The organism is Pyxidicoccus trucidator (assembly GCF_010894435.1).
Classification (GTDB): Bacteria; Myxococcota; Myxococcia; order Myxococcales; family Myxococcaceae; genus Myxococcus; species Myxococcus trucidator.
Map to the genome: position 1 here is coordinate 47,674 of NZ_JAAIXZ010000001.1, position 20,457 is coordinate 68,130.

Here is a 20,457-nt window from a genome sequence, read left to right on the forward strand (position 1 = left end):
TCCGGCCGCGGATGAAGCAAGCGCCCCCCGCCGCTGTTCAACATGGCCGCAGCGCGCTTTTCGTCCCGGTGCACGTGCAGTCGTGCGCCAGCCGCACTCCGGGACACGAGGCGCGTGACGGCGTCGTGGGCACTCATGTGCAGCAAGAGGGTTCGCCGCTGCGGCAACCAGGCGGGCGGACGGAGGTCGTCCGCCCTTTTCGCGAAGACGCAGGAGATGACAGTGACGGAAGCCAACACCCACCCCAAGGCGGACAGCGCGACGACGGGCCAGGGCCCCCAGCAGGGAGCCTGGAGCCGGGAGCGCGCGGAGCTCGTGCGGCGCACCATCTGCCCCAAGGGCATCAGCGAGGACGAGTTCGCCCTCTTCATCGAGCAGTGCAAGCGCAGCGGGTTGGACCCGCTGCTGAAGGAAGCCTTCTGCGTGGCGCGCCGCCAGAATGTCGGCAACCGCGAGCGGCCCAACTGGGTGACGAAGTACGAGTTCCAGCCCTCCGAGGCGGGGATGCTCGCCCGGGCGGAGCGCTTCCCGGACTTCAGGGGCATCCAGGCGAGCGCGGTGTTCGCCGAGGATGAAATCATCGTCGACCAGGGCAAGGGCGAGGTGGTGCACCGCTTCAACCCGGCCAAGCGGAAGGGCGCACTGGTGGGTGCCTGGTCGCGCGTGGTCCGCGACGGCAAGCTGCCCGTCGTCGTCTGGCTCGACTTCAGCGGCTACGTCCAGCAGACGCCGCTGTGGGCCAAGATTCCCACGACGATGATTGAGAAGTGCGCCCGCGTGGCGGCCCTGCGCAAGGCGTACCCGGAGGCCTTCGGCGGCCTGTACGTGCGCGAGGAGATGCCCGCCGAGGACTACGAGCCCCAGCAGCACCACCACGAGGAGCCGGCCCACGGCGGCGGCCCCTACGAGGTGCTGGGCGCGAAGCCCGGCCCGGTGAAGGCGTCCTTCCCCTCGCTGGCCCCCGCGCCGGCGAAGGAGGACAAGCCCCAGGCCGTGGCGCAGCCGCTCGACGTCGACGTGCCGGTGCCCCCCGCGCCCGTCCGGGCGGCGGCGGTGGAGACCGAGCCCGGCACCGGAGCCAGCACCGCGCACGGCAGGAAGAACGGCCACGCCAAGGCGGCCGCGCCCGCCCCGGGCAAGGGCCCCACCACGAGTCACGAAGAAGAGCCCCTGGCCCCCCGTCCGAAGGCCAGCGCCGTCGTCGTGGCGTTCGGCCCATACAAGGGGAAGACGGCCTCCGAGCTCTCCGACGAGGAGCTGAGTGAGACCATCGACATGGCCAACGAGAAGCTGATGGAGCAGCCGAAGGCGCGCTGGGCCAAGGCGATGCGTGAGAACCTGGCCGCGCTGGAGGCGGAGACGGAGCTGCGCTGCCGCGTCCCCGCGTCGGGGAAGAACGGCAGCGGCGCGGCGCACGAGGCCTGAAGCCACGTCAGCAGGTGAAGTGAGGAGCGCCTCCGTCGCGAAAGTGGCGGGGGCGTTTTCCGTTCCCCTCCCGGCGGCAGTGGCTCGACTCGGGAAGAGGAGGAGCGCGCTCGGAGGGACTTGAACCCCCAACCCCCGGGTTCGAAGCCCGGTGCTCTATCCAGTTGAGCTACGAGCGCAGCGAAACGGGGCGGGTGAAGGAGGGCGGCCAACCGGGATCGAACCGGTAACCTCAGGAGTCACAGTCCTGCGCTCTAACCAGTTGAGCTATGGCCGCCGTTACAGCGCTACGACGTTTTGAAGCGCGGCTTCCCTATCGTGGAAACCGGGGCCGTTCAAGACCCAAATGTGACGGCAGGCAGGTTGGCGCCCCAGGCAGGACTCGAACCTGCGACCCCCGGCTTAGAAGGCCGGTGCTCTATCCAGCTGAGCTACTGGAGCTGGCCGGGCCGCCTGCTTCCACTGCTTTACTTCAAGTCGGGGCGAGAGGATTCGAACCTCCGACCCCCTGCGCCCAAGGCAGGTGCGCTACCAGGCTGCGCTACGCCCCGAGAAGTAGAGTCCGGCATTGTTGAACCATTGCGAACGGACGTGCAAGGCCAACGTGCCTGACAGCCCTGCATTCAGTCCGGCTACAGGCCCAGCAGGTGGGGCTTCATCTTCCGGAAGGCCGCCCCGCGGTGGGACACCTGGGACTTCTCCTCCGGCGTCAGCTCCGCCATCGTCCGGCCCTGCTTGTCCGGAAGGATGAAGACCGGGTCGTAGCCGAAGCCGTGGCTGCCGCTCGGGGCCTGGCCGATGCGGCCCTCGCACCGGCCCACCTCCACCCGCGCCTCGCCCCCGGGCTTCACCAGCGCCAGCGCGCACTGGAAGGACGCGGTGCGCTTCTCGTCGGGTACGCCGGCCAGCTCGGACAGGAGCTTCTCGTAGCGGGCCCTGTCGTCCCCCGGCGCATAGCGCGCGGAGTGCACCCCGGGTCTGCCTCCCAGTGCGTCCACGCACAGCCCGGAGTCGTCCGCCAGCGCGGGCAGCCCGGTGGCGTCGGCATAGGCGCGGGCCTTCTTCACCGCGTTGCCCTCGAAGGTCTCAGCGTCCTCCACCGGCTCCGGCACCGGGGGCAGGTCCGCGAGGGACACCACCTCCACCGCGTCACCCACCAGCTCGCGCAGCTCGCGCAGCTTGCCCTTGTTGGTGGTGGCGAAGAGCAGCCGGGGCCGGGGCGTCATCCCAGCACCTTCGCCTGCGCGGCGACGAGCTGCTGGATGGCGGCCAGCCCTCCGTCCACCATGGCGTCCAGCGTCTTCTTGTCGAAGAGCTGGTGCTCGGCGGTGCCCTGCAGCTCCACCATGCGGCCGTCCGCGGTGGCCACGAGGTTCAGGTCCACGTCCGCGGTGGAGTCCTCGTCGTAGTCCAGGTCCACCCGCACCTCGCCCTTCACCACGCCCACGGACACGGCCGCCAGCGGCGTCAGCTTGGGCGTCTTCGTCAGGGTGCCCGCCTTCTGGAGCGAGCGCAGCGCGAGCACCAGCGCCACATAGGCCCCGGTGATGGAGGCGGTGCGCGTGCCGCCGTCCGCCTGGAGCACGTCGCAGTCCAGGGTGAGCGTGCGAGTGCCCAGCGTGGACAGGTCCACCGCCGCGCGCAGCGAGCGGCCGATGAGGCGCTGGATTTCCATGGTGCGGCCGGTCTGCTTGCCCTTGGCGGACTCGCGCTGGTTCCGCGAGTGCGTCGCACGCGGCAGCATGCCGTACTCGGCCGTCACCCAGCCGGTGCCCTTGCCCATCAGATGGGGCGGCACCCGCTCCTCGGTCGAACAGGTGACGAGCACCTTGGTGTGACCGAACTCCACCTGCACGGAGCCCTCCGCGTAGCGGGAGACACCGGGGGTCAGGATGATGGGGCGAAGGTCCAGCGCACCACGTTGGAAGGAACGCACGGCAGGCTCCTGGGGCAGATGGAGAGGGGTGGGCACCTCCTGTCTACCAGAGCCGCGCCACGTGGGTGGCATCTACCGCCGCCCGTCTGCCCTCACGGCAACGCGGGGGCGGCCACCTGGGGCTCCCGGGAGGCGTCGCGCCGGCGGGTCTCCTTGAGGAAGGCCAGCACCCCGTCGGCAATCGCCTCGGCCAGCTTCTCCTGGTACTCCGAGCGGCCCAGCTTCGCGCCCTCCTGCGGATGGGAGATGTAGCCCACCTCCACGAGGACGGCCGGGCACTCCACGCCGGAGAGGACGAAGAAGGGCGCCTGCTGGACGCCCCGGTCCGCGGCGCGAGTCCCCCGGATGAGGCGCGGGTGGATGGCGTAGGCCAGCCGGGAGGAATCCGCATGCGCCTCCGTGCGCACCAGGTCCTGGAGGATGAAGGCCAGCGTGGAGTCGCCCCGCGCCGCGCGGCTCACCGGCGCCTCCGCGTTCTCCCGGTCCGCCACCGCGCGCGCGGCGTCGCCCGAGGCGTTGGCGGACAGGAAGTACGTCTCGATGCCCTCGGTGCGCGCGCGCATCCGCTTCGTGGGCATGGAGTTGGCGTGGATGGAGAGGAAGAGGTCCGCGCCATGGTCGTTGGTCATCGACACGCGCTCGGTCAGCGACACCTGCGAGTCGCGCTCGCGGGTGAGGTACACCTCGCCGCCCGCCGCTTCCAGGCGCGCCCGCAGGCGCTGGGCAATCTGGAGCGCCACTTCCTTCTCGCGCAGCTCGCCGGGGCCCTTCGCGCCCTCCTGCACACCGCCGTGGCCCGGGTCGATGACGATGCGCGCGGGCCGCTCCCCTGCCCCCGCGACGACGGGGACGAGCCAGAGCAGCGACAGGACGGCGAGGAGGGTGCGGTGCGACGGCGGCATGCCGGGGAGAGATGCTACCGGAGGGTGCCCCCGGGAGCGAAATCCGGGCCGGCAGGGAGCCCCGCGCGGGTGGACGGGGCGTTCAGCCGATGACGTCGATGCCGGGCCGGCCTGCGCGGACCTCACCGATGAGGGCCGCGTCCACGCCGGCCGCCTCCAGCGCCTTGAGTGCCTTGAGCGCGTGGCGGGCGGGCACGCTGGCCAGCAGGCCGCCGTTGGTCTGCGCATCCGCGAGCACCCACTGGATGTGCTCGGGCAGCCCGTCCGGGAAGCGCACCTTCTTCTTCACGTGGGCGAGGTTGGCCTTGGTGCCTCCGGGCACCACGCCCTGCTCGGCCAGCGCGGCCACATCCATGATGAGCGGGATGCGCTCCAGGTCCAGCGCCGCGCGCGTCTTCGCTCCGGTCATCATCTCCAGCAGGTGCCCCAGCAGTCCGTAGCCCGTCACGTCCGTGAGGGCATTCACCTTGAACTTGCCAGAGGCGAAGACCTCGCCAGCGGCGCGGTTGAGGGCGGACATCACCCCCACGACGCGCTTGGAGAGCTGCTTCGAGGCGACCCCGCGCTTGATGGCGGTGGTGGCGATGCCCGAGCCCAGCGGCTTGGTGAGGAACAGCACGTCCCCCGGCTTCGCGCCCGCGTTGGTGAGCACCTTCTTCGGGTTCACCACGCCGGTGACGGCCATGCCGTACTTCGGCTCCGGGTCCCTCACGCTGTGGCCACCGAGGATGGGGATGCCCGCCTCGTCCGCCTTGGACTGGCCCCCCGCGAGAATCTTCGACAGCACGGACAGCGGCTGGCCGTCCGGGAAGCCCACTAGGTTGAGGGCGAAGATGGGCCGCGCGCCCATGGCGTAGATGTCCGACAGGGCATTCGCCGCGGCGATGGCCCCGAACTGGAACGGGTCGTCCACCACGGGCGGGAAGAAGTCCACCGTCTCCACCACGGCCAGGCCGGGCGTGAGGCGATAGACGGCCGCATCGTCGTTGGTGGAGAAACCCACCAGCGCCTGGGGACCACCGGCAGTCTTCAGTCGGCGCAGGACCTGCGCCAAGTCCGCGGGCCGCAGTTTCGCCGCTCAGCCCGCGCAGTGACTCAGTTCGGTGAGACGCTTCGGCTTCACCGGCTGCTCGTCCGCCATGGTGCTCCCCTTCCCCGCGCGGCCCGTGAGCGGGGCCGCGGCTGTCCGTCCGTCAGGCCTTGCGTACGTAGTCGCGCTTCAGCAGCTGCGCCACCGCTTCCGCCGTCACCACGTCGTCCGCGTCCGCCCGGTCCAGTACCGCGCCGAGCGTGCCGTAGTTGTGCACCAGTTGGAGCACGTCCAGCATCTCCGGCGCCAGCTCCTTGAGGGGCGGCGTCAGGGGCATGGCCAGCGCCAGCGGCGCGTCCAGGGCCGGCAGGCTGGGCTGCAGCCGCTTCATCTCGTCCAGTTGGCGGAGCGAGTCCATCAGGAGCGCCTCGGTGGACGAGTCCAGCTCCACCATGAACTCCTGGTTGTCCGCCGGGCGCAGCTCGAAGTCGCCCTGCTCCCAGGTGATGATGCGGTTGAAGCTCTTCTGCGGGCCCAGGTTGTGGTTGTCGCCGATGACGGCGTAGTACACGCGGCCCTGGCGCAGGTAGATGCGGCCCTCCTGGTCGCTCGTCACCACCAGCACGCCGTTCTTCTTGGACGTGTGGAAGAGCTGGAGCAGGTCCGGCAGGGGGATTTCCTCAATCTTCCCCGTCATGGAGCTGGCCTTGTTGGTGGTGCGCGCGGCCTGGACGGCGGCGACCTCCTCCAGCTTCTGCTTGGCCATGCTCTCGTCGACGTTGGCGCCATCCGCGCCCTGGTGGACGAGCTTGAGGATGGAGGTGCCGATGAGGATGCGGTCCCCCTCCTTCAGCCGGGCCTGCTTCACCTTCTCACCGTTGACGAAGGTGCCGTTGGTGGAGCCCAGGTCCTCGATGGTGATCTTCCCGTCGGAGAAGCTGATCTTCGCGTGCTTGCGAGAGACCATGTCCTCGACGAGCACCATGTCCAGCTCGCTCGAGCGACCGATGACGATCTGCTTGTCCACCTTCAGTGGGAACTCGCCACCCTGGTACTTCCCGGAGATGAACTTGAGGGCGTAGGTCTTCTGGGTGTCCATGGTCATGAACCTGCCTGATCCGCCTTGCCCGGGTCCTTCACCAGGTTGAGGTACATCTGCGCGCTCTTGTTATCCGGGCTGCGAGCCAGCACGTCCTCCCAGACCCGTACCGCCTCCGCCCGCCGCCCGGCCGAGTACAGCGCCACTCCATACTGGATGCTGCCCGGGATGAACGCCGGGTTCTGCGCGATGACCTGCTCGTACTCGACGATGGCCGCTTCGTTGTCCCCGGCGTCACGCAAGGCATTGCCCAGCTTGAGGCGGATGTCCACGAACTGCGGGCAAAGTCCGAGCGCGCGCCGGTACTCTTCAATCGCCTTCGCCCACGCGCCGCTGGAGGCGAAGACGTCGCCAATCTCGCCGTACATGTTGGCGATCTTCTTCTCGACGTAGGGGTCCAACTCGCCGGGGCCGCTCTTCTGCTGGGAGAGGGCGGCCTGGTAGACCTCCTTCGCCTCGGCGTACTTCCCCATGTCGTTGTAGATGACGGCCAGATTCAGGGCCGCCTCCGTGTACGCGGGGTTGAGCTGCAGCGCGGACTCGAAGGCGCGCTGCGCCCGGGCGAACTGGCCCTGGTCGTGGTAGATGATGCCGAGCATGTTGAACACGTCCGCGAAGGTCGGGTTCTGCTCGACAATCTTCGCGAGGTATTGCTCGGCCTGGGCGTACTGCTTCTTCTCGAAGTAGCCGCGCCCGAGGGTCAGTAGCTGCTTGAGGGGCTCTTCCATGAATCGGCCCGCCAGGGCCCTGCCTCCGAGGCGGCTAGCCTACATGAGCCCGGGCGAAAACAAGAATTCATCACCGTGAAGCGTCAGGGATAGTTGCCGCTCGCCCCGGGTGTCCACCGGCCGCTCCGGCAGCGCCCCCAGCAGGCGCCAGTGTTCGGTAACGACAGCGTCCTCCCGCTCCAGCCGGACGTACCAGGCCTCGGCCCGGTAGCCGCGCGCGCTCATCCTCCGCAGGGACTCCCACTCCGGCCCGCCCACGCCCGGGGTGCCCGGCCCCGCCAGCTTCGCCAGTGCGCTCGCGTCCGCCGCCTGGAGCGCCCGGCGCCGGGACTCCAGGGCCGTCACCACGGCCAGCAGCCGGGGCGCCGCGGTGCCCTCTGGCACCCAGTCCCCGTCCCTCACGACGAAGGGCACCCGCTCCACCCCGGCGGTGCCCACCTCGGTGGTGCCCAGGGTGCCATCGAAGTCGAGCGTGGCGTGGGCCTCCGCCCGCTTCGCGCCGGGCTCCACCACCACGGTGATGCGCGCGAAGCGGTGCTTGCGGGACTTCAGGGGGAGGTCGGAGCCGGGCACGGGCAGCGTCAGCCCGTCGGCCTCGGTCTCCTTGAGGGCGGTGATGATTTCCGCCTCGGGACCGGCCGCCGCGCCCAGGAAACGGGGGGCGAAGACGGCCAGGGTGGCGCCCAGCGCCAGGAAGACGATGAGGGCGCCGCCCAGGCGGCTCCACTCCTCGGTGGTCCTCACGGGCCCAGCATTCGCTGGGCACGCTCCGCGGCGGGCGTCCCAGGCAGGCGGCGCTGCACCTGGCGCAGCGTCTCCTCCGCCTTCTTCGGGTCATTCAGCTTCACGTAGGCCGAGTGGAGGTCGAAGAGGGCCTCCTCCTCATAGGGAGTGCCGGGGTAGCGACGGAGGAGGGACTCCAGGCGCTGGGCCACGGCCTTCCACCGCTCGCGCTTCTGGTAGAAGCGGGCCACGTACAGCTCGTGCTCGGCCAGCCGCTTGCGGGCCTCGTCCGCGTGGGCCTTGGCCTCGTCGGCGAACTCGGACTTCGGGTACTGGCGCCGGAAGTCCTCCATGGCGAGCAGCGCGGCCTGGATTTCCCCCTGGTCCTTCTCCTCCGAGGGGGGCAGGGCGAAGAAGTCCGAGGGGTAGTCCTCCACGTGCGTGAGGGCGGAGCGGTAGGCGGCGTAGTCCACCTTGGCGTGCGTGGGGTGGAGCTTGATGAAGGACTCGTACAGGTCGCGCGCCTCGGGCCAGGCCTCGCGGGCGAAGTCCACGTCGGCCAGCTTCAGCTCCGCCTCGCGGGCGGCCTCCTGGTAGGGGAACTTCGCGCGGACGTACTCGAAGTACTTCTGGGCGCGGAGGAAGTCCTTGTTGTCCAGGGCCTCCACACCGAGCCGGAGGTTCTCCTCGGCGGCGTTGGCGTACTCGGGCTCACCGGCCTGTCCCGAGGTGAGGGACGCACAGCCGGAGGCAAGCAACAGGACGGCGGTCAGGAAGGCGACGGCGGAACGCATCTCCACCACGCTATTCGTCCGGACCGGAGGGGTCCAGCGAAGGTTCACCCAGTAGCCGGTGGATGACGTCTTCGGAGAAGCCCCGGCTGTCGAGAAGCCTGCCCGCGCGCGCCCGCTCCTTCGCGTCGAGCGGCCGGCCAAGCAACCCCCGCCCCTCCAGCACCGCGCGGGCCGTGGCCAGCGCGTCGAACTCCTCCGCGCCGCTCGCCTGGGCCAGGGCCCGCCGGGCTGTCTCCTCCGGCAGCCCATGGGACTCCAGCCGCTGGAGCACGGCGCGCGGGCCCAGCCGGCCCTTGCGCAGCAGCGCGGCGGCGCGCTCCTGGGCGAAGCGCGCGTCGTCGAGGTAGCCCCAGCCCTGGACCCGCGCGAGCGCCTCCTCGCGCACCTTCTCCGAGAAGCCCTTGCGCTCCAGGGCGGCCTCCAATTCGTGGCGGCTGCGGGCGCGAACGGAGAGGAGCTTCACACAGGCGTCCGTGGCACGCCGGACAGCGTCGGGGCCTTCGTCCTCCGGATGCATGGCGGGATACGTAGCATGTGGTAACAGGCCCAACCATGCACCCCGTCCTCGCCCGCTTCCTTGCCGCCGATGCCGCCCGGGAGACGCTCCGCAAGCAGCAGTCCGGTGAAGCCCTGGCTCCCGACGAGCAGGCCTTCATCGACGCCGCCACCGCGCACCCCAAGCACCAGGGCGTGCTGCTCGGAGTCAGCGGCCGTGCCCTGTCCTCCGATGCCCAGGCGTCGCTGGTGCTGCTGGCCGCCCACGCCGCGGCCCGCTCCATGCGGGAGGACGCCGACCTGGCCGAGCCCACGCGCAAGGCCCGCGAGGCGCTCGCCGAGGAGGGCGCCAGCGAGGAGGAGGCGGACGCCTTCATCGCCTCCATCCTGCTGGAGGAGGCCTTCGGCTATGAGCAGGACGTGGACACCTTCGACGCCGAGTACGTGAAGGAGTCGCTGAACGAGGTGCCCGCGCTGGCCTCCCTCACCAAGGAGGCCGTGGACGCCCTCTTCCTCACCTTCGTGAAGGGCGCCGCCAACGACGCCGAGCGCAAGGTGCGCGAGGGCATGGCCCGCGCCCTCTTCGACATCGCGTGGTCGGAAGGGCCCGCCCCCATCAACCCCGAGCACATGGAAGCACTGCTCGACGCGGAGGTGGTGGACCGGCCCGAAGAGGAGCAGGAGGCCAAGGTGCACGCCACCGCGCAGCTGCTCCAGGCGCTCTCCAAGGAGGGACTGGTGGGCCCGCTGCGCCTGTCACGGCTGCGGGCGCTGCTGGGTGAGGAGGACGCGTAGCGGCGGAGCCAGCAACCCCGGCTCCACCGCGTCAGCGCCTCAGAAGCGTTCGATCTGGAAGTCGTCGTCACCACCGGCGGCCGGCGCGGGTGCCGGAGCGGGCGGAGGCGTCGGCGGACGCGCGGCGGGCGCGGGCGGACGCGCGGCCGCGGGAGGCGGGCCGGCGGGACGCGGCGCACCGGCGGGCGCCGGAGCTCCCGGGCGCATGGCCTGGGCCACCGGAGCCGGCGTGGGCGTCGCCGGGGCGGGAGCCTGAGCCGCCGCCGGGGCCCCCTTCTGCGCGAAGGACGCGGAGCCGGGGATGGGGCGGGCGTCGCCGGGCTTGGCGTCGAAGTTGTCCCACTTCGAGTCGGACGTACCGCTGATGCCGGAGAAGCGCAGCGCGAAGTCGTCCGGGTTCGTGGCCTGGCGGTGGGCCTCTTCGTAGGTGACGAGCCCCTGGCGCACCAGGCTCATCAGGGACTGGTCGAAGGTCTGCATCCCGTACGAGTCCGTGCCCTGGGCAATGGCATCGTGGATCTCCTTCGTGCGGTCCTTGTCCTCGATGAGCTCGCGCACGCGGGCGGTGACGCGCAGCACCTCCACCGCGGCCACACGGCCCTTGCCGTCCGCGCGGGGCACGAGACGCTGGCTGACCACGCCCTTGAGCACGCTCGCGAGCTGCAGGCGCACCTGCTTCTGCTGGTGCGGGGGGAAGGCGGAGACGATGCGGTTGATGGTCTCCGTGGCGTCCAGCGTGTGCAGCGTGGACATGACGAGGTGGCCCGTCTCGGCCGCGTGCAGCGCCGTCTCAATCGTCTCGTGGTCTCGCATTTCGCCCACGAGGATGACGTCCGGGTCCTGCCGCAGCGCGCTCTTGAGAGCCTGCGCGAAGCTCATCGTGTCCACGCCCACCTCGCGCTGGTTCACGATGGAGCGCTTGTCGCGAATGAGGAACTCGATGGGGTCCTCAATCGTCATGATGTGGCTGGTCTCGTTGGCGTTGATGTGGTCGATCATCGCCGCCAGCGTGGTGGACTTGCCGGAGCCCGTGGTGCCCGTCACCAGGACGAGGCCGCGCTCCTCGCCACAGATTTTCGCGAGCACCTGGGGCAGCAGCAGGTCCTGCATCGTCATCACCTTGAAGGGGATGACGCGGAGGACGGCGCCCACCGTGCCGCGCTGCTGGAAGACGTTGACGCGGAAGCGGCCCAGGCCGGGGACTCCGTAGGCCAGGTCCACCTCGTTGCTCGACTTGAACTTCTCCTTCTGGAACTCGTTCATGATGCCGAAGGCCATGCGCGCCACCTCCTCCGGAGGGAGGCGGCGACCGTCCTTGAGCGGCACCAGCGAGCCGTCCACGCGGAACATCGGCGGGAGGCCAGCCTTGAGATGAATGTCGGAGGCACCGCCGCGCAGGGCGATCTGCAGAATCTCGTTCAGTTCCATGAGCGAGGAGGATGGTAGCAGAGCCCCGCGGCCTCAGGCGATGGCCCGCCAACCCCGGAAACGACAACGGCGGAGGCCCCCGAGAGGACCTCCGCCGCGAAGACAACCAAGCAGCCGAGTTCGACTTAGCGCTTGGAGAACTGGAACCGGCGACGCGCGCCCGGCTGACCGTACTTCTTGCGCTCGACCGCGCGAGCATCGCGGGTGAGGAAGCCGGCCTTCTTCAGCGCCGGACGGAACTCCGGGTTGAAGGAGCACAGCGCACGGGCGATACCGTGACGGATGGCGCCGGCCTGGCCGGAGAGACCGCCGCCCTTCACGTTGACCGTGATGTCCAGCTTGCCCTTCTGCTCGAGGATGTCGAGGGGCTGGTTGAGCACCATCTTCGAGGTCTCACGACCGAAGTAGGCGTTGAGCTCGCGACCGTTGACGGTGACCTGGCCGGTGCCGGGACGAATCCAGACACGGGCGGTGGCCTCCTTGCGGCGGCCGGTGGCGTAGAAACCGAGTTCTTGATGGATGGCCATGGACGTTGTCTCCTTTACGCCTCAACCTCAAACGCGGACGGCTTCTGGGCCGCGTGAGGATGGGTGTCACCCACGTAGACCTTCAGCTTCGTCATCATCTGCCGACCGAGCGCGTTGCGGGGCAGCATGCGACGCACGGCGTTGATGACGATGTCCTCGGGGTGACGCTGGCGGAGCTTCTCCAGGTTGGTGATCTTCAAGCCGCCGGGAAAACCAGCACGTGAGTGCCGGTAGTACATCTTGTCCTGCTCCTTCGTCCCCGTCACCTTCACCTTTTCGGCGTTGATGACGACGACGTGGTCGCCGGTATCGATGGACGGCGTGTAGATGGCCTTGTGCTTACCCTTCAGCAGGGTGGCAATCTGGCTCGCCGCGCGGCCCAGCACCTTGTCGGACACGTCAATGACGTGCCACTGGCGCTTGATGTCCCCAGCCTTCGCGCTGTAGGTCTTCTGCGACATTTCTTTGCACTCCAGACTTCTCGCGGTCGCCGTGTGCATGCCAGGGACCGCTGCTCGTGCCAAACCAACCACGGGTCCGCCGTGAAAACTCCACGATGGCCCGGAAAGGCCGACCGTCCTAGTGGGTGCGGAGGATCAAGTCAAGGTCGCCGCGCACCTCCCGTCCGGATTACCCACCCCACGGGGCTGGCGGGCCTCTCCGGCCGGGCCTCGGGAGGGCCTCCGCGCCCCCTCCGGGGACGGCCTCGGGCGGAGCGCTCCCCTACCCGGCCGCTCCGCCTGACGGGCCGGCGCTGCCCGCCTGGGGCTTCTTGAAGCGCTCCTTCAGGTTGGCGAAGAAGTTCTTCTCCTCCGTGGTGGGAGGCCCCTGACGCGGCGCGTCCATGTCCACCACCTCCACCACCTCCGGGGGGAGGTCCTCCAGGAAGCGCGAGGGGGTGCGGGGCACCTCCTTGCCGCGCTTGGTCCGGACGTTGGAGCGGGTGAGGTACAGCAATTCCTTGGCGCGGGTGATGCCCACGTAGCAGAGGCGCCGCTCCTCCTCGAGGTTCTGCGGCTCGCCCTGCATGCCGCCGTGGGGCATCAGGTCCTCCTCCATGCCGATGAAGAAGACGAGCCGGTACTCCAGGCCCTTCGAGGCGTGCACGGTCATCAGCGTGACGCGCTTGTTGCCCCCGGGCACCTCCTCCTCTTCCTGGCGCGTGTCCAGGCTCAGGCGGTTGAGGTAGGTGAGGAGGCTGGCCTTGGGGCCCTCGCGCTTCTCGAAGTTCTCCAGCGAGTTGAGGACGCCGTCCACGCTCTTGAGCTTCTTGTCGGCGATGGTGGAGGAGGTGGCGAGCGCGCGCGTGGCCTCGCGGAAGCCAATCTCCTCCAGCAGCTTGCGCGTCGCCAGGGCCAGCTGGCCGTGCTCGTACGCGGCCCGGTAGCGCTCGATGAGGTCCACGAACTCCAGCACCTTGCCCCCGGCGCTCGGCGGCAGGTCCTCGTACGCATCGGCCTTGCGCATCGCCGTCCACAGCGTGACGCCCTCGCCCCGGGCGTGGACGTTCAGCCGCTCCATCGTCACGTCGCCGATGCCGCGCGACGGCACGTTGACGATGCGCATGAGCGAGATTTCGTCCAGCTTGTTCACGATGACCTTGAAGTACGCGATGACGTCCTTCACCTCGCGCCGGTCGAAGAACTCGCTGCCGCCCACCACCTCGTAGGGGATGCCCTTCTCGCGCAGCAGCTCCTCCACGGGGCGGGACTGGCCGTTGGTGCGGTAGAGCACGGCGATGTCGTCCGCGGGCACACCCAGGGAGATGTGCTTCTGGATTTCGTGCGCGACGAAGCGAGCCTCCTCCTCGTCGTTGGGGCAGCTGACCACCTTCACCTTCGGCCCCCCCGCGCGGTCGGTCCACATCTGCTTGGCCTTGCGCTCGGGGTTCTTCGCGATGACGGCGTTGGCCGCGTCCAGCACCGTCTGGACGGAGCGGTAGTTCTGCTCCAGCCGCACCTCCTTGCCTCCGGGGAAGAAGCGGTCGAAGTCGAGGATGTTGCGTACCTCGGCGCCGCGCCACGAGTAGATGCACTGGTCGTCGTCGCCCACCGCGCACACGTTGCGCGACTCGCCGGCCAGCAGCTTGAGCAGCTCCAGCTGGGCGGTGTTGGTGTCCTGGAACTCGTCCACCAGCAGGTAGCGGAAGCGCTTGGTGTACTTGGCGTACAGGTCCGGAAACTCGCGCAGCAGGCGCGCGGGCAGGAGCAGCAGGTCGTCGAAGTCCACCGAGCCCTGCGCCTTCAGCGCGAGCTGGTAGTCCGGGTAGACGAGGTGGGTGATGAGGTCGTAGTCGTCGCCAATGCCCTCCGGCTTGGGCTCGGGCGTCTTGCCCGAGTTCTTCGCCTTGGAGATGAGCGTGAGCACCTTGCGCGCGTCGAAGGCGCGGTCGTCGATTTTGTGCTCGCGCATGGCGCGGCGGATGTTGGCCAGCTGGTCGCCCATGTCGGCGATGGCGAACTTCTTCGGCCAGCCCAGGCGGTGGATGTCCTCGCGGAGCACCTCCGCGCCAAAGGCGTGGAAGGTGCACACCAGCACGCCCTGCGCGCGCGGCCCGGCCATGTGGACCAGGCGCTCCTTCATCTCCGTGGCCGCCTTGTTGGTGAAGGTGACGGCGAGCACGTTGCGGGCCATGAGGTGGCCCGGCCGCTCGTTCAGCAGGTGGACGATGCGGTGGGTGATGACGCGAGTCTTGCCGCTGCCAGCGCCCGCCAGCACGAGCAGCGGCCCCTGGAGGGTAACCACGGCCTCGCGCTGCGGAGGGTTGAGCTTCGAGAGGTCCATTGCGCGCGGGCCTTGGATACCCTTTGATTCGTCCGTGCGCGACTTCTTCCGCCGGCTCTCCGCCGTTTTCCTCGCGCTCGGCGCGGGCACGGGTTGCCTCGACAACGGTAGCGCCCCGTCGGAGGTGGCACCCTCCGTGCCAGCGGCGAGCGCGCCGTGCGTGTACTTCAAACAGCTGGCACCCTTCCTGCCGGAGCACCTGGACGGCTTCACCGTGGCGCGCACCGAGGGCTCCACCGGGAAGTACGGCGAGGTATCCGTCTCCGAGGCCGAGCGGCTCTTCACGCGAGGTGAGGGACGCGAGGTGAAGGTGCGCATCGTGGACACCACGATGGGGGACAAGATTGGCAAGGCCATCCGCGAGGCCGCCGACCGGGCCAAGGGCCGGGACTCGAGCGACCCCGCGGCCCCCATCCATTGGGGGGACACCGTGGGCTTCGTGAGGTACGACGCGGAGGAGTCGCTGGCCGAGGCCAACCTCCTGGTCGGGGACCGCTTCGTGGTGGCCGTCACCAGCCGGGGCTTCCCGGGTACCGTGGAGGTGCGGCGGGTGGCACGTGGCATCGACCTGGCCGGGCTCGCCCGGCTGCAGTGAGCCTGAGACAATGAGCAAGGAGCGTCCCTGGTGGTGAAGGAGAAAGGCACGCGGCCGGAACCGGTGGACCCGCTCGCGGAGGAGAAGGCCGCGCGCGCGGTGGTGGCCGTGCTGGGCAAGCGGGAGTTCCTGGAGCAGTTCCAGAAGCTGGCCAAGAGCTATGCGCAGGACCCGGGCAACCCCGGCTCCTACGCGTGCGAGGGCTGCCAGCGCTGCGCCAACTGCATGTTCTGCAAGGACTGCGACAGCTGCTTCCAGTGCACCCACTGCACCCGGTGCGAGCTGTGCAACAACTGCTCGCACTGCGTGGAGTGCAAGAGCTGCCACGCGTGCGCCTACTGCCTGCAGAGCGAGCACTGCACCAGCAGCGCGTACCTGGTGCTGTGCCGCAACCTGCAGGACTGCAACTACTGCTTCGGCTGCGTGGGCCTGGCCAAGAAGGACTTCCACATCCTCAACGTCCCCTTCCCGAGGACGGAGTACTTCAAGGTCGTGGGCCGGCTGAAGAAGGAGCTGGGGCTGCCGTAGTGCGCAGCCCCGCGTCACGCACCGGAGGCTACAGGGCCCGCACGTAGAGGGCCTTGAGGTACTCGGTCTCCAGCAGGCCCCCCAGCACCGGGTGGTCCAGGCCGGCGCCCCGGCGCTCCAGAATCTGCACCGGCCGCTTCGCGTCGATGGCGGCTCCGAGCACCATCTCCTCGAAGCCAGCGCGGTCCAGCTTGCCGGAGCAGGAGCAGGTGACCAGCAGCCCATCCGGCTTGAGGCAGCGCAGGGCGCGCAGGTTCAGCTCATGGTAGGCGCGCAGCGCGGTGGCCAGCCCCTCGCGGCGCTTGGCCAGGCCGGGCGGGTCCAGCACCACGGTGTCGAAGCGGCGCCCCTCGGTGTCGAAGCGCTTCAGCACGTCGAAGGCGTTGGCGTTCTCCACGGTGACGTTGGCGCGGCCGTTGGCCTCGGCGTTGGCCTTCGCGCGCGCGGCGGCCTTCGCGTCCTGCTCCACCGCGAGCACCGAGGTGCACTTGCGCGCGAGCGAGAGGGCGAAGCCGCCGTGGTAGCTGAAGAGGTCCAGCCCCTCGCCGCGCGCCAGCTCGCCGGCGCGCAGGTGGTTGTCCACCTGGTCCAGGAAGGCGCCCGTCTTCATGTCGCCGAGCAGGTCCACGTCGAAGCGGTTCTCACCCTCGTGGTAGGTGAAGCGCGCCTCGCCCTGGCCGTGCAGAAGGCGCGCCTCGCGCGGCAGGCCCTCGAAGTCACGGCCGGAGCCGTCGTCGCGGGCCACGACATGGGTGGCCCCGGTGAGCTCCACCAGCATGCGCGCCAGGGATTCCTTGCGCGCGTCCATGCCCTCGGAGAGCGTCTGCAGGGTGAGGCCCGCGCCGTAGCGGTCCACGAAGAGGCCGGGGAGCAGGTCCGACTCGCCATGCACCAGCCGCAGGCCGTCGCGGCCGGAGAGCGGGGCGCGGCGCGCCAGCGCGGCCTCCAGCCGGCGGCGGAAGAAGGCGTCGTCCACCGGCTCCTCGGCGGGCCCCTTGCGCGTCAGCAGGCGCAGCGCCAGCGGCGAGCGGCGGGCGTAGAGGGCCTGGCCGATGGGATTGCCCTGCGAATCCACCACCAGCACCACCGCGCCGGGGCCCTTCACGTCGGGCGGGGCGGCCAGCTCGGTGCGGTACAGCCAGGGGTTGCCGCTGCGAAGGGACTTCGCGCCCTTGGGGGTGGCGCGCGCGACGGGAAGGGCTGCATGGGGGGGCATCGGGCTTTTCACTCCAGGCCGCGGGCGGCCAGCTCTTCGTCGTCCTCGCCGCGAAGGTGCCCGATTTCGTGGAGCAGCGTCACACGAATCTGCTCGCGCAGCTCCTCGGGGGTGCGCACCGCGCGCGCGAGGTTGCGCCGGTAGAGCACCACGGAGCGGCACGGCGTCTCCGAGCCGTCACAGGGCTCTCCCAGCGGCGGCCCCCGGAAGAGGCCCAGAATCGTGGGCGACAGCGGGGGCTGGTTGGCCAGCAAATCTCCGTCCGCGGGCAGTTCCTCGGCGGTGACGGGCACGCCGGCCAGGTCTCCACGCATGTCGGCGGGCAGCGCGGCCACGGCGCGGGCCACCTCGTCGCGGAAGTCCTCCTCCGAGGGCAGGGGCGGCGCGGGGAAGTCCTCCGGCGCCAGCTTCCGGGCCTTCTCGAAGTGGGCCTGCGCCACCTTCCACTTGCCCTCGCGCTCCAGCAGCAGCCCCAGGTGCTGGTACGCGTGCGCGGCACGCTCCGAGTCGCCCACCAGCGAGGCGAAGGCCGTCCGGGCCTCCGCGAAGCGGCACAGCTCGAAGAGGGCCAGGGCGCGCTCGTAGAGGGCCTCCATGCTGCCCGGCTCGCGGGCGAGGACGATGGCGGCGCGGGCCAGGGCGTCCTCGGACTGGCCCAAATCATTGAAGGCCATGGCCGCCACCAGCGCCAGGTGGGGCACCAGCTCCGGCGGCGTGTTGGGCTGGGACAGCCCGCGCTCGGCGTAGAGGGCGCCCAGCTCGTCCCGCTCGCGCGTGGAGGACAGCTGCACGGCGTACAGGTGGGCCGAGCCCAGCAGCGCGTCCGGGTCTCCCGGGTCGATGGCGAGCGCGCGCGCGTAGGCCATCTGCGCCTCCGTCTCGCGCCCGAGGGCGGCCAGCGCCACCCCGCGCTCGGCGTGGGCGGCGGCGAGGTCCGGGTCCAGGGCCGCGGCCTGCGCGGCGCAGGACAGCGCCTCCTCGAAGCGGCCCTCGTCGAAGTAGCGACGGGCCGCGTCCAGCGGGGCCGTGCCCTCGGCGCGGCACACGGCCAGCGGCTGCACCCGGTGGGTGGCGTCGCCGGGCCTCATGACGGGAGCGTCCCCAGCGGACGGGCCCGGCGCGGCGGGAGCGCCCACCGCGGACAGGGAGGGAGCCCCCGCGTCCGGCGTCAACGAGGCCGGAGCGGTGCGCTTGCAGGAAGACAGAAGGAGGCAGAGGGCGAGCAGACCGCGCCGCGACATGGGCCGCCAGGGTACGGCATCACCCCGTGGGGCGGGAAGCGGGGACGTGCATGCCTGCCCGTCCTCCGACATCCCGCCCGGGCTTCCCTTTCTTCGAGCGCCGGTAGCGCGCGAGGGCCCGGAGCGTCCGGGCCTCAGCCGGCGGTGGACAGCTCCGCGAGGATTTCCGCGTACGCCGCGCGGGCCTTGTCGGCCTGGTCCGCCTTGAAGCTGGCGGCGGCGACGACGGGGTGCCCGCCCCCGCCGAATCGACCGGCGATGGCCGCCAGGTCGTGCTTTCGCAGCTCGGGCTTCCACGGGTTGGAGCCGAGCGACACCTTGGCGCGCGAGGCGCCCTTCCCCACCCACAGGGTGTAGCAGGCGTCCGGGTAGAGGGCGTAGGCGATGAACTTGTTGAGGCTGTCCACGCCCTCGTCCACCAGGTCGAAGAAGACGACGCCGCGCTCGTAGCGGGCCTTCGCGCGCACCAGGTCGATGTGGCCGCGGTGGCGCTCCAGCAGCGGGGTCAGCGGGGTGGCAATGAGGGGCGAGGCGGCGAGGTCCGCCAGCGACTCGGACTGCATGCGGCGGATGACCTCGGGGATGAGGGCCGGGTCCTTGGTGGTCTCCAGCACCGTCATGATGCGCAGCGCGGGCTCCTCCAGCGCGACCGCCATCTGCGGCGTGGGGAACTGGGCGCCGTCGATGATTTCCGCCCAGTGGATGAGGTCCGCCAGGGGCGAGGCGTCCCACCCGAAACGCTCGCGCGCCACGTCCGCGAGGTACTTCGTGCAGCTCTTGCGGTGCGCGTCGTGGAACTTCCTGCCGCTGGAGTCCGCGCGGAAGTGCGCCTCGTCACCGGGCTGCTGGAAGGCGGAGACGTGGTGGTCGAACCACCAGGTGAGCCGCGGGTCCTGGCTGTAGCGGAAGTCGACGATGACGTTCTCTTCGCCGGTGAAGACGGCCGGGTCGATGCCCTCCGCACCCGGCTTGTGCGCCAGCCCGAGGTACCGGAAGGCCGCGTCCGGGCGGATGCGCTCCCGATAGAAGCGGGAGAACACCGCCGCGCTGGCGGCGCCGTCGAAGCAGCTGTCGTGGAAGAGGACCTGGACGTTCATGGCGAGGCTCCCTTACCAGGGCACGACTCCGGCGTCAGGGGCCCTCGAATCCCACCTGGGAGCATGGCCCTCTGGGGCGAGACGGGCCCGCGACGCCGAGGTCACAGGGGACCTGCCCCACGACGCTTTTCGGCAGGCCACGAAACCTTGAGTGTTGAACGAAACGTCGAGATTGCGGCCCCGACTGAACGAAAAAACTCGACAGAACGGAACACCACCCCGGAGGGCATGGCCCGATTTCACGGTCCGTGTTTCGGAAACCCCCTACACGACTGGGGAAACGTGCGCCATGTCACACCGGGCAGGTAGCCGGCCCGCTGGCACCCCGCCTGCATGTGTCAGACCCTCGGTGTACTCACCCGTGCAGTGCGGCGCGGTGGGAGGAACACATGGCCAAGAGGACGACACGCAAGGGTGGCACGGTTCCGAGGCAGGGGCGGCGGGTGATGCCGTCGCTGCGGCGGACCGCCCAGCGGGCCCGGGCAGTGGCGGAGAAGGCCCACCTCACGGTGGGAGAGGTCATCGCGGCGGCCTTCGACACCTCCGGCGGAGAGCTGGGGGAGGTCCTGGCGCAGCTGACCTCGCCGCAAATGAGCCGGGCGCTGGGGCGCCGCATCATCCTGGAGGGCTGAACCCTCCCCTCCCCCTCCTGCCGCTCCCGGATGATGGGACGCGGGCGGGAGGGATGTCGCGTTCCAGACGGTCGTCAGTCGCCCGCCATCAGGATGCCGGCGCTGTAGCGCTGCTGGGTGGGCTCTCCCGCGAGCAGCTTCTCGAAATCATTGGCGTTGTTGGGGTGCACCAGGAAGGTGCCGGAGCGCGTCTCCAGGCGCACGGGCTCGGCCAGCTCGTGCGGCTCGGCGGCCACGGTGCCTCCGCTGCCCTCATCCAGGCGGCTGGCCGGGACGGTGGCGCAGCCGGAGAAGAACAAGAAGCCGAGCGCGACGTGGAGCCTCATGCGTGTCCTCCAGGGCGAGCCCCGGATGGGGCGAGCGAGGGCGCCTGAGTACGTCGCCTTTTCTGGAGAGGCAAGACTCCGCGCGTCAGTGTTGAACAGACGAAGGCCCGCGCCCTCCGGGATGGAGGGTCGCGGGCCCTGGACTTCAGGACGTCC

The 20,457-nt window shown here is 70.1% G+C and carries 22 protein-coding genes and 4 tRNA genes; 5 read left to right on the forward strand and 21 right to left on the reverse strand.

The genetic code is table 11. The features are described 5' to 3' along the window. Positions 1–216 precede the first annotated feature (216 nt). Positions 217–1,425, forward strand: coding sequence for a phage recombination protein Bet (gene bet / locus G4D85_RS00210; RefSeq protein WP_164006744.1), 1,209 nt, complete (start codon positions 217–219; stop codon positions 1,423–1,425). Positions 1,426–1,530: 105 nt separating this feature from the next. Here bet and G4D85_RS00215 read toward each other — a convergent pair. From G4D85_RS00215 to G4D85_RS00275, 13 genes are all read right to left on the reverse strand, one after another. Then, positions 1,531–1,604, reverse strand: a tRNA-Arg gene (locus tag G4D85_RS00215). A 24-nt stretch (positions 1,605–1,628) separates the two neighbouring features. After that, positions 1,629–1,702 (reverse strand) — tRNA-His (locus tag G4D85_RS00220). 87 nt (positions 1,703–1,789) lie between these two features. Continuing rightward, positions 1,790–1,866, reverse strand: a tRNA-Arg gene (locus tag G4D85_RS00225). A gap of 36 nt (positions 1,867–1,902) precedes the next feature. After that, positions 1,903–1,976: transfer RNA gene (locus tag G4D85_RS00230), tRNA-Pro, on the reverse strand. 81 nt (positions 1,977–2,057) lie between these two features. Next, positions 2,058–2,651 carry an RdgB/HAM1 family non-canonical purine NTP pyrophosphatase gene (rdgB, locus tag G4D85_RS00235; protein ID WP_164006746.1) on the reverse strand — a complete coding sequence of 198 codons (594 nt, stop codon included), beginning with the start codon at positions 2,649–2,651 and terminating at the stop codon, positions 2,058–2,060. Next, positions 2,648–3,361, reverse strand: coding sequence for a ribonuclease PH (rph, locus tag G4D85_RS00240; RefSeq protein ID WP_164006748.1), 714 nt, complete (start codon positions 3,359–3,361; stop codon positions 2,648–2,650). Before rph ends, rdgB begins: the two co-directional genes overlap by 4 nt. A gap of 92 nt (positions 3,362–3,453) precedes the next feature. Next, positions 3,454–4,263 (reverse strand): N-acetylmuramoyl-L-alanine amidase family protein, encoded by an 810-nt coding sequence (locus G4D85_RS00245; RefSeq protein WP_164006750.1) that lies wholly within the window; start codon positions 4,261–4,263, stop codon positions 3,454–3,456. Positions 4,264–4,345: 82 nt separating this feature from the next. Beyond that, positions 4,346–5,404, reverse strand: a complete 1,059-nt coding sequence (gene selD / locus G4D85_RS00250; protein WP_164006752.1) for a selenide, water dikinase SelD — start codon at positions 5,402–5,404, stop codon at positions 4,346–4,348. Between the two features lie 52 nt (positions 5,405–5,456). After that, the gene (locus G4D85_RS00255; protein WP_164006755.1) at positions 5,457–6,392 is read right to left on the reverse strand and encodes an FHA domain-containing protein; all 936 of its coding nucleotides are present in this window, start codon (positions 6,390–6,392) and stop codon (positions 5,457–5,459) included. A gap of 2 nt (positions 6,393–6,394) precedes the next feature. Beyond that, positions 6,395–7,120: a tetratricopeptide repeat protein gene (locus tag G4D85_RS00260; RefSeq protein WP_164006757.1), complete on the reverse strand. Its 726-nt coding sequence runs from the start codon at positions 7,118–7,120 to the stop codon at positions 6,395–6,397. A 39-nt stretch (positions 7,121–7,159) separates the two neighbouring features. Further along, on the reverse strand, positions 7,160–7,864 hold the full coding sequence (locus G4D85_RS00265) for a hypothetical protein (RefSeq protein WP_164006758.1): 705 nt from the start codon (positions 7,862–7,864) through the stop codon (positions 7,160–7,162). Next, positions 7,861–8,637, reverse strand: a complete 777-nt coding sequence (locus tag G4D85_RS00270; RefSeq protein ID WP_205525366.1) for an outer membrane protein assembly factor BamD — start codon at positions 8,635–8,637, stop codon at positions 7,861–7,863. Before G4D85_RS00270 ends, G4D85_RS00265 begins: the two co-directional genes overlap by 4 nt. 10 nt (positions 8,638–8,647) lie before the next feature. Continuing rightward, a complete protein-coding gene (locus G4D85_RS00275) occupies positions 8,648–9,154 on the reverse strand; it encodes a regulatory protein RecX (protein WP_164006762.1) in 507 nt (168 codons plus the stop codon). Between the two features lie 35 nt (positions 9,155–9,189). Here G4D85_RS00275 and G4D85_RS00280 point away from each other — a divergent pair, with 35 nt between their 5' ends. After that, positions 9,190–9,927: a hypothetical protein gene (locus G4D85_RS00280; RefSeq protein WP_205525367.1), complete on the forward strand. Its 738-nt coding sequence runs from the start codon at positions 9,190–9,192 to the stop codon at positions 9,925–9,927. Between the two features lie 39 nt (positions 9,928–9,966). Here the strand turns inward: G4D85_RS00280 and G4D85_RS00285 are convergent, their stop codons facing one another. The 4 genes from G4D85_RS00285 to G4D85_RS00300 form a co-directional block, all read right to left on the reverse strand. Next, the gene (locus G4D85_RS00285; RefSeq protein ID WP_164006766.1) at positions 9,967–11,355 is read right to left on the reverse strand and encodes a type IV pilus twitching motility protein PilT; all 1,389 of its coding nucleotides are present in this window, start codon (positions 11,353–11,355) and stop codon (positions 9,967–9,969) included. A gap of 125 nt (positions 11,356–11,480) precedes the next feature. Then, positions 11,481–11,882, reverse strand: coding sequence for a 30S ribosomal protein S9 (gene rpsI, locus G4D85_RS00290; protein WP_164006768.1), 402 nt, complete (start codon positions 11,880–11,882; stop codon positions 11,481–11,483). Positions 11,883–11,896: 14 nt separating this feature from the next. Further along, entirely contained in the window at positions 11,897–12,343 is a 447-nt protein-coding gene (gene rplM / locus G4D85_RS00295) for a 50S ribosomal protein L13 (protein WP_164006770.1), read from the reverse strand. 262 nt (positions 12,344–12,605) lie between these two features. Further along, positions 12,606–14,666, reverse strand: a complete 2,061-nt coding sequence (locus G4D85_RS00300) for an ATP-dependent helicase (RefSeq protein ID WP_164006772.1) — start codon at positions 14,664–14,666, stop codon at positions 12,606–12,608. 124 nt (positions 14,667–14,790) lie between these two features. On the opposite strand from G4D85_RS00300, the gene G4D85_RS00305 reads away from it, so the two are divergent. Continuing rightward, on the forward strand, positions 14,791–15,261 hold the full coding sequence (locus tag G4D85_RS00305) for a hypothetical protein (protein ID WP_164008976.1): 471 nt from the start codon (positions 14,791–14,793) through the stop codon (positions 15,259–15,261). A 30-nt stretch (positions 15,262–15,291) separates the two neighbouring features. Next, positions 15,292–15,789, forward strand: coding sequence for a caib/baif family protein (locus G4D85_RS00310; RefSeq protein ID WP_205525368.1), 498 nt, complete (start codon positions 15,292–15,294; stop codon positions 15,787–15,789). 28 nt (positions 15,790–15,817) lie between these two features. On the opposite strand, the gene G4D85_RS00315 is transcribed toward G4D85_RS00310, so the two are convergent. The 3 genes from G4D85_RS00315 to G4D85_RS00325 all read right to left on the reverse strand — a co-directional run bounded on the left by G4D85_RS00315 (position 15,818) and on the right by G4D85_RS00325 (position 19,343). Then, the gene (locus tag G4D85_RS00315) at positions 15,818–17,005 is read right to left on the reverse strand and encodes a class I SAM-dependent rRNA methyltransferase (RefSeq protein WP_164006774.1); all 1,188 of its coding nucleotides are present in this window, start codon (positions 17,003–17,005) and stop codon (positions 15,818–15,820) included. An 8-nt stretch (positions 17,006–17,013) separates the two neighbouring features. Next, positions 17,014–18,246 carry a metallopeptidase family protein gene (locus G4D85_RS00320; RefSeq protein ID WP_164006776.1) on the reverse strand — a complete coding sequence of 411 codons (1,233 nt, stop codon included), beginning with the start codon at positions 18,244–18,246 and terminating at the stop codon, positions 17,014–17,016. A 134-nt stretch (positions 18,247–18,380) separates the two neighbouring features. Then, on the reverse strand, positions 18,381–19,343 hold the full coding sequence (locus G4D85_RS00325) for a DHH family phosphoesterase (RefSeq protein WP_164006778.1): 963 nt from the start codon (positions 19,341–19,343) through the stop codon (positions 18,381–18,383). A 389-nt stretch (positions 19,344–19,732) separates the two neighbouring features. On the opposite strand from G4D85_RS00325, the gene G4D85_RS00330 reads away from it, so the two are divergent. Next, on the forward strand, positions 19,733–19,975 hold the full coding sequence (locus G4D85_RS00330) for a hypothetical protein (RefSeq protein ID WP_205525369.1): 243 nt from the start codon (positions 19,733–19,735) through the stop codon (positions 19,973–19,975). Positions 19,976–20,049: 74 nt separating this feature from the next. Here G4D85_RS00330 and G4D85_RS00335 read toward each other — a convergent pair whose 3' ends face one another. After that, complete coding sequence (locus G4D85_RS00335; protein WP_164006779.1) at positions 20,050–20,301, reverse strand: hypothetical protein; 252 nt, start codon at positions 20,299–20,301, stop codon at positions 20,050–20,052. Positions 20,302–20,457: the final 156 nt, after the last annotated feature.

What these genes read in the sequence shown, in the direction of transcription:
- G4D85_RS00270 (WP_205525366.1), bottom strand. Translation starts at nt 8,637, where the DNA reads ATGCGTTCCGCCGTCGCCTTCCTGACCGCCGTCCTGTTGCTTGCCTCC.
- bet (WP_164006744.1), top strand. Translation starts at nt 217, where the DNA reads ATGACAGTGACGGAAGCCAACACCCACCCCAAGGCGGACAGCGCGACG.
- G4D85_RS00330 (WP_205525369.1), top strand. Translation starts at nt 19,733, where the DNA reads ATGGCCAAGAGGACGACACGCAAGGGTGGCACGGTTCCGAGGCAGGGG.
- G4D85_RS00245 (WP_164006750.1), bottom strand. Translation starts at nt 4,263, where the DNA reads ATGCCGCCGTCGCACCGCACCCTCCTCGCCGTCCTGTCGCTGCTCTGG.
- rpsI (WP_164006768.1), bottom strand. Translation starts at nt 11,882, where the DNA reads ATGGCCATCCATCAAGAACTCGGTTTCTACGCCACCGGCCGCCGCAAG.
- G4D85_RS00280 (WP_205525367.1), top strand. Translation starts at nt 9,190, where the DNA reads ATGCACCCCGTCCTCGCCCGCTTCCTTGCCGCCGATGCCGCCCGGGAG.
- G4D85_RS00260 (WP_164006757.1), bottom strand. Translation starts at nt 7,120, where the DNA reads ATGGAAGAGCCCCTCAAGCAGCTACTGACCCTCGGGCGCGGCTACTTC.
- G4D85_RS00300 (WP_164006772.1), bottom strand. Translation starts at nt 14,666, where the DNA reads ATGGACCTCTCGAAGCTCAACCCTCCGCAGCGCGAGGCCGTGGTTACC.
- G4D85_RS00335 (WP_164006779.1), bottom strand. Translation starts at nt 20,301, where the DNA reads ATGAGGCTCCACGTCGCGCTCGGCTTCTTGTTCTTCTCCGGCTGCGCC.
- G4D85_RS00285 (WP_164006766.1), bottom strand. Translation starts at nt 11,355, where the DNA reads ATGGAACTGAACGAGATTCTGCAGATCGCCCTGCGCGGCGGTGCCTCC.
- G4D85_RS00315 (WP_164006774.1), bottom strand. Translation starts at nt 17,005, where the DNA reads ATGCCCCCCCATGCAGCCCTTCCCGTCGCGCGCGCCACCCCCAAGGGC.
- G4D85_RS00275 (WP_164006762.1), bottom strand. Translation starts at nt 9,154, where the DNA reads ATGCATCCGGAGGACGAAGGCCCCGACGCTGTCCGGCGTGCCACGGAC.
- rdgB (WP_164006746.1), bottom strand. Translation starts at nt 2,651, where the DNA reads ATGACGCCCCGGCCCCGGCTGCTCTTCGCCACCACCAACAAGGGCAAG.
- G4D85_RS00325 (WP_164006778.1), bottom strand. Translation starts at nt 19,343, where the DNA reads ATGAACGTCCAGGTCCTCTTCCACGACAGCTGCTTCGACGGCGCCGCC.
- rplM (WP_164006770.1), bottom strand. Translation starts at nt 12,343, where the DNA reads ATGTCGCAGAAGACCTACAGCGCGAAGGCTGGGGACATCAAGCGCCAG.
- G4D85_RS00320 (WP_164006776.1), bottom strand. Translation starts at nt 18,246, where the DNA reads ATGTCGCGGCGCGGTCTGCTCGCCCTCTGCCTCCTTCTGTCTTCCTGC.
- G4D85_RS00255 (WP_164006755.1), bottom strand. Translation starts at nt 6,392, where the DNA reads ATGGACACCCAGAAGACCTACGCCCTCAAGTTCATCTCCGGGAAGTAC.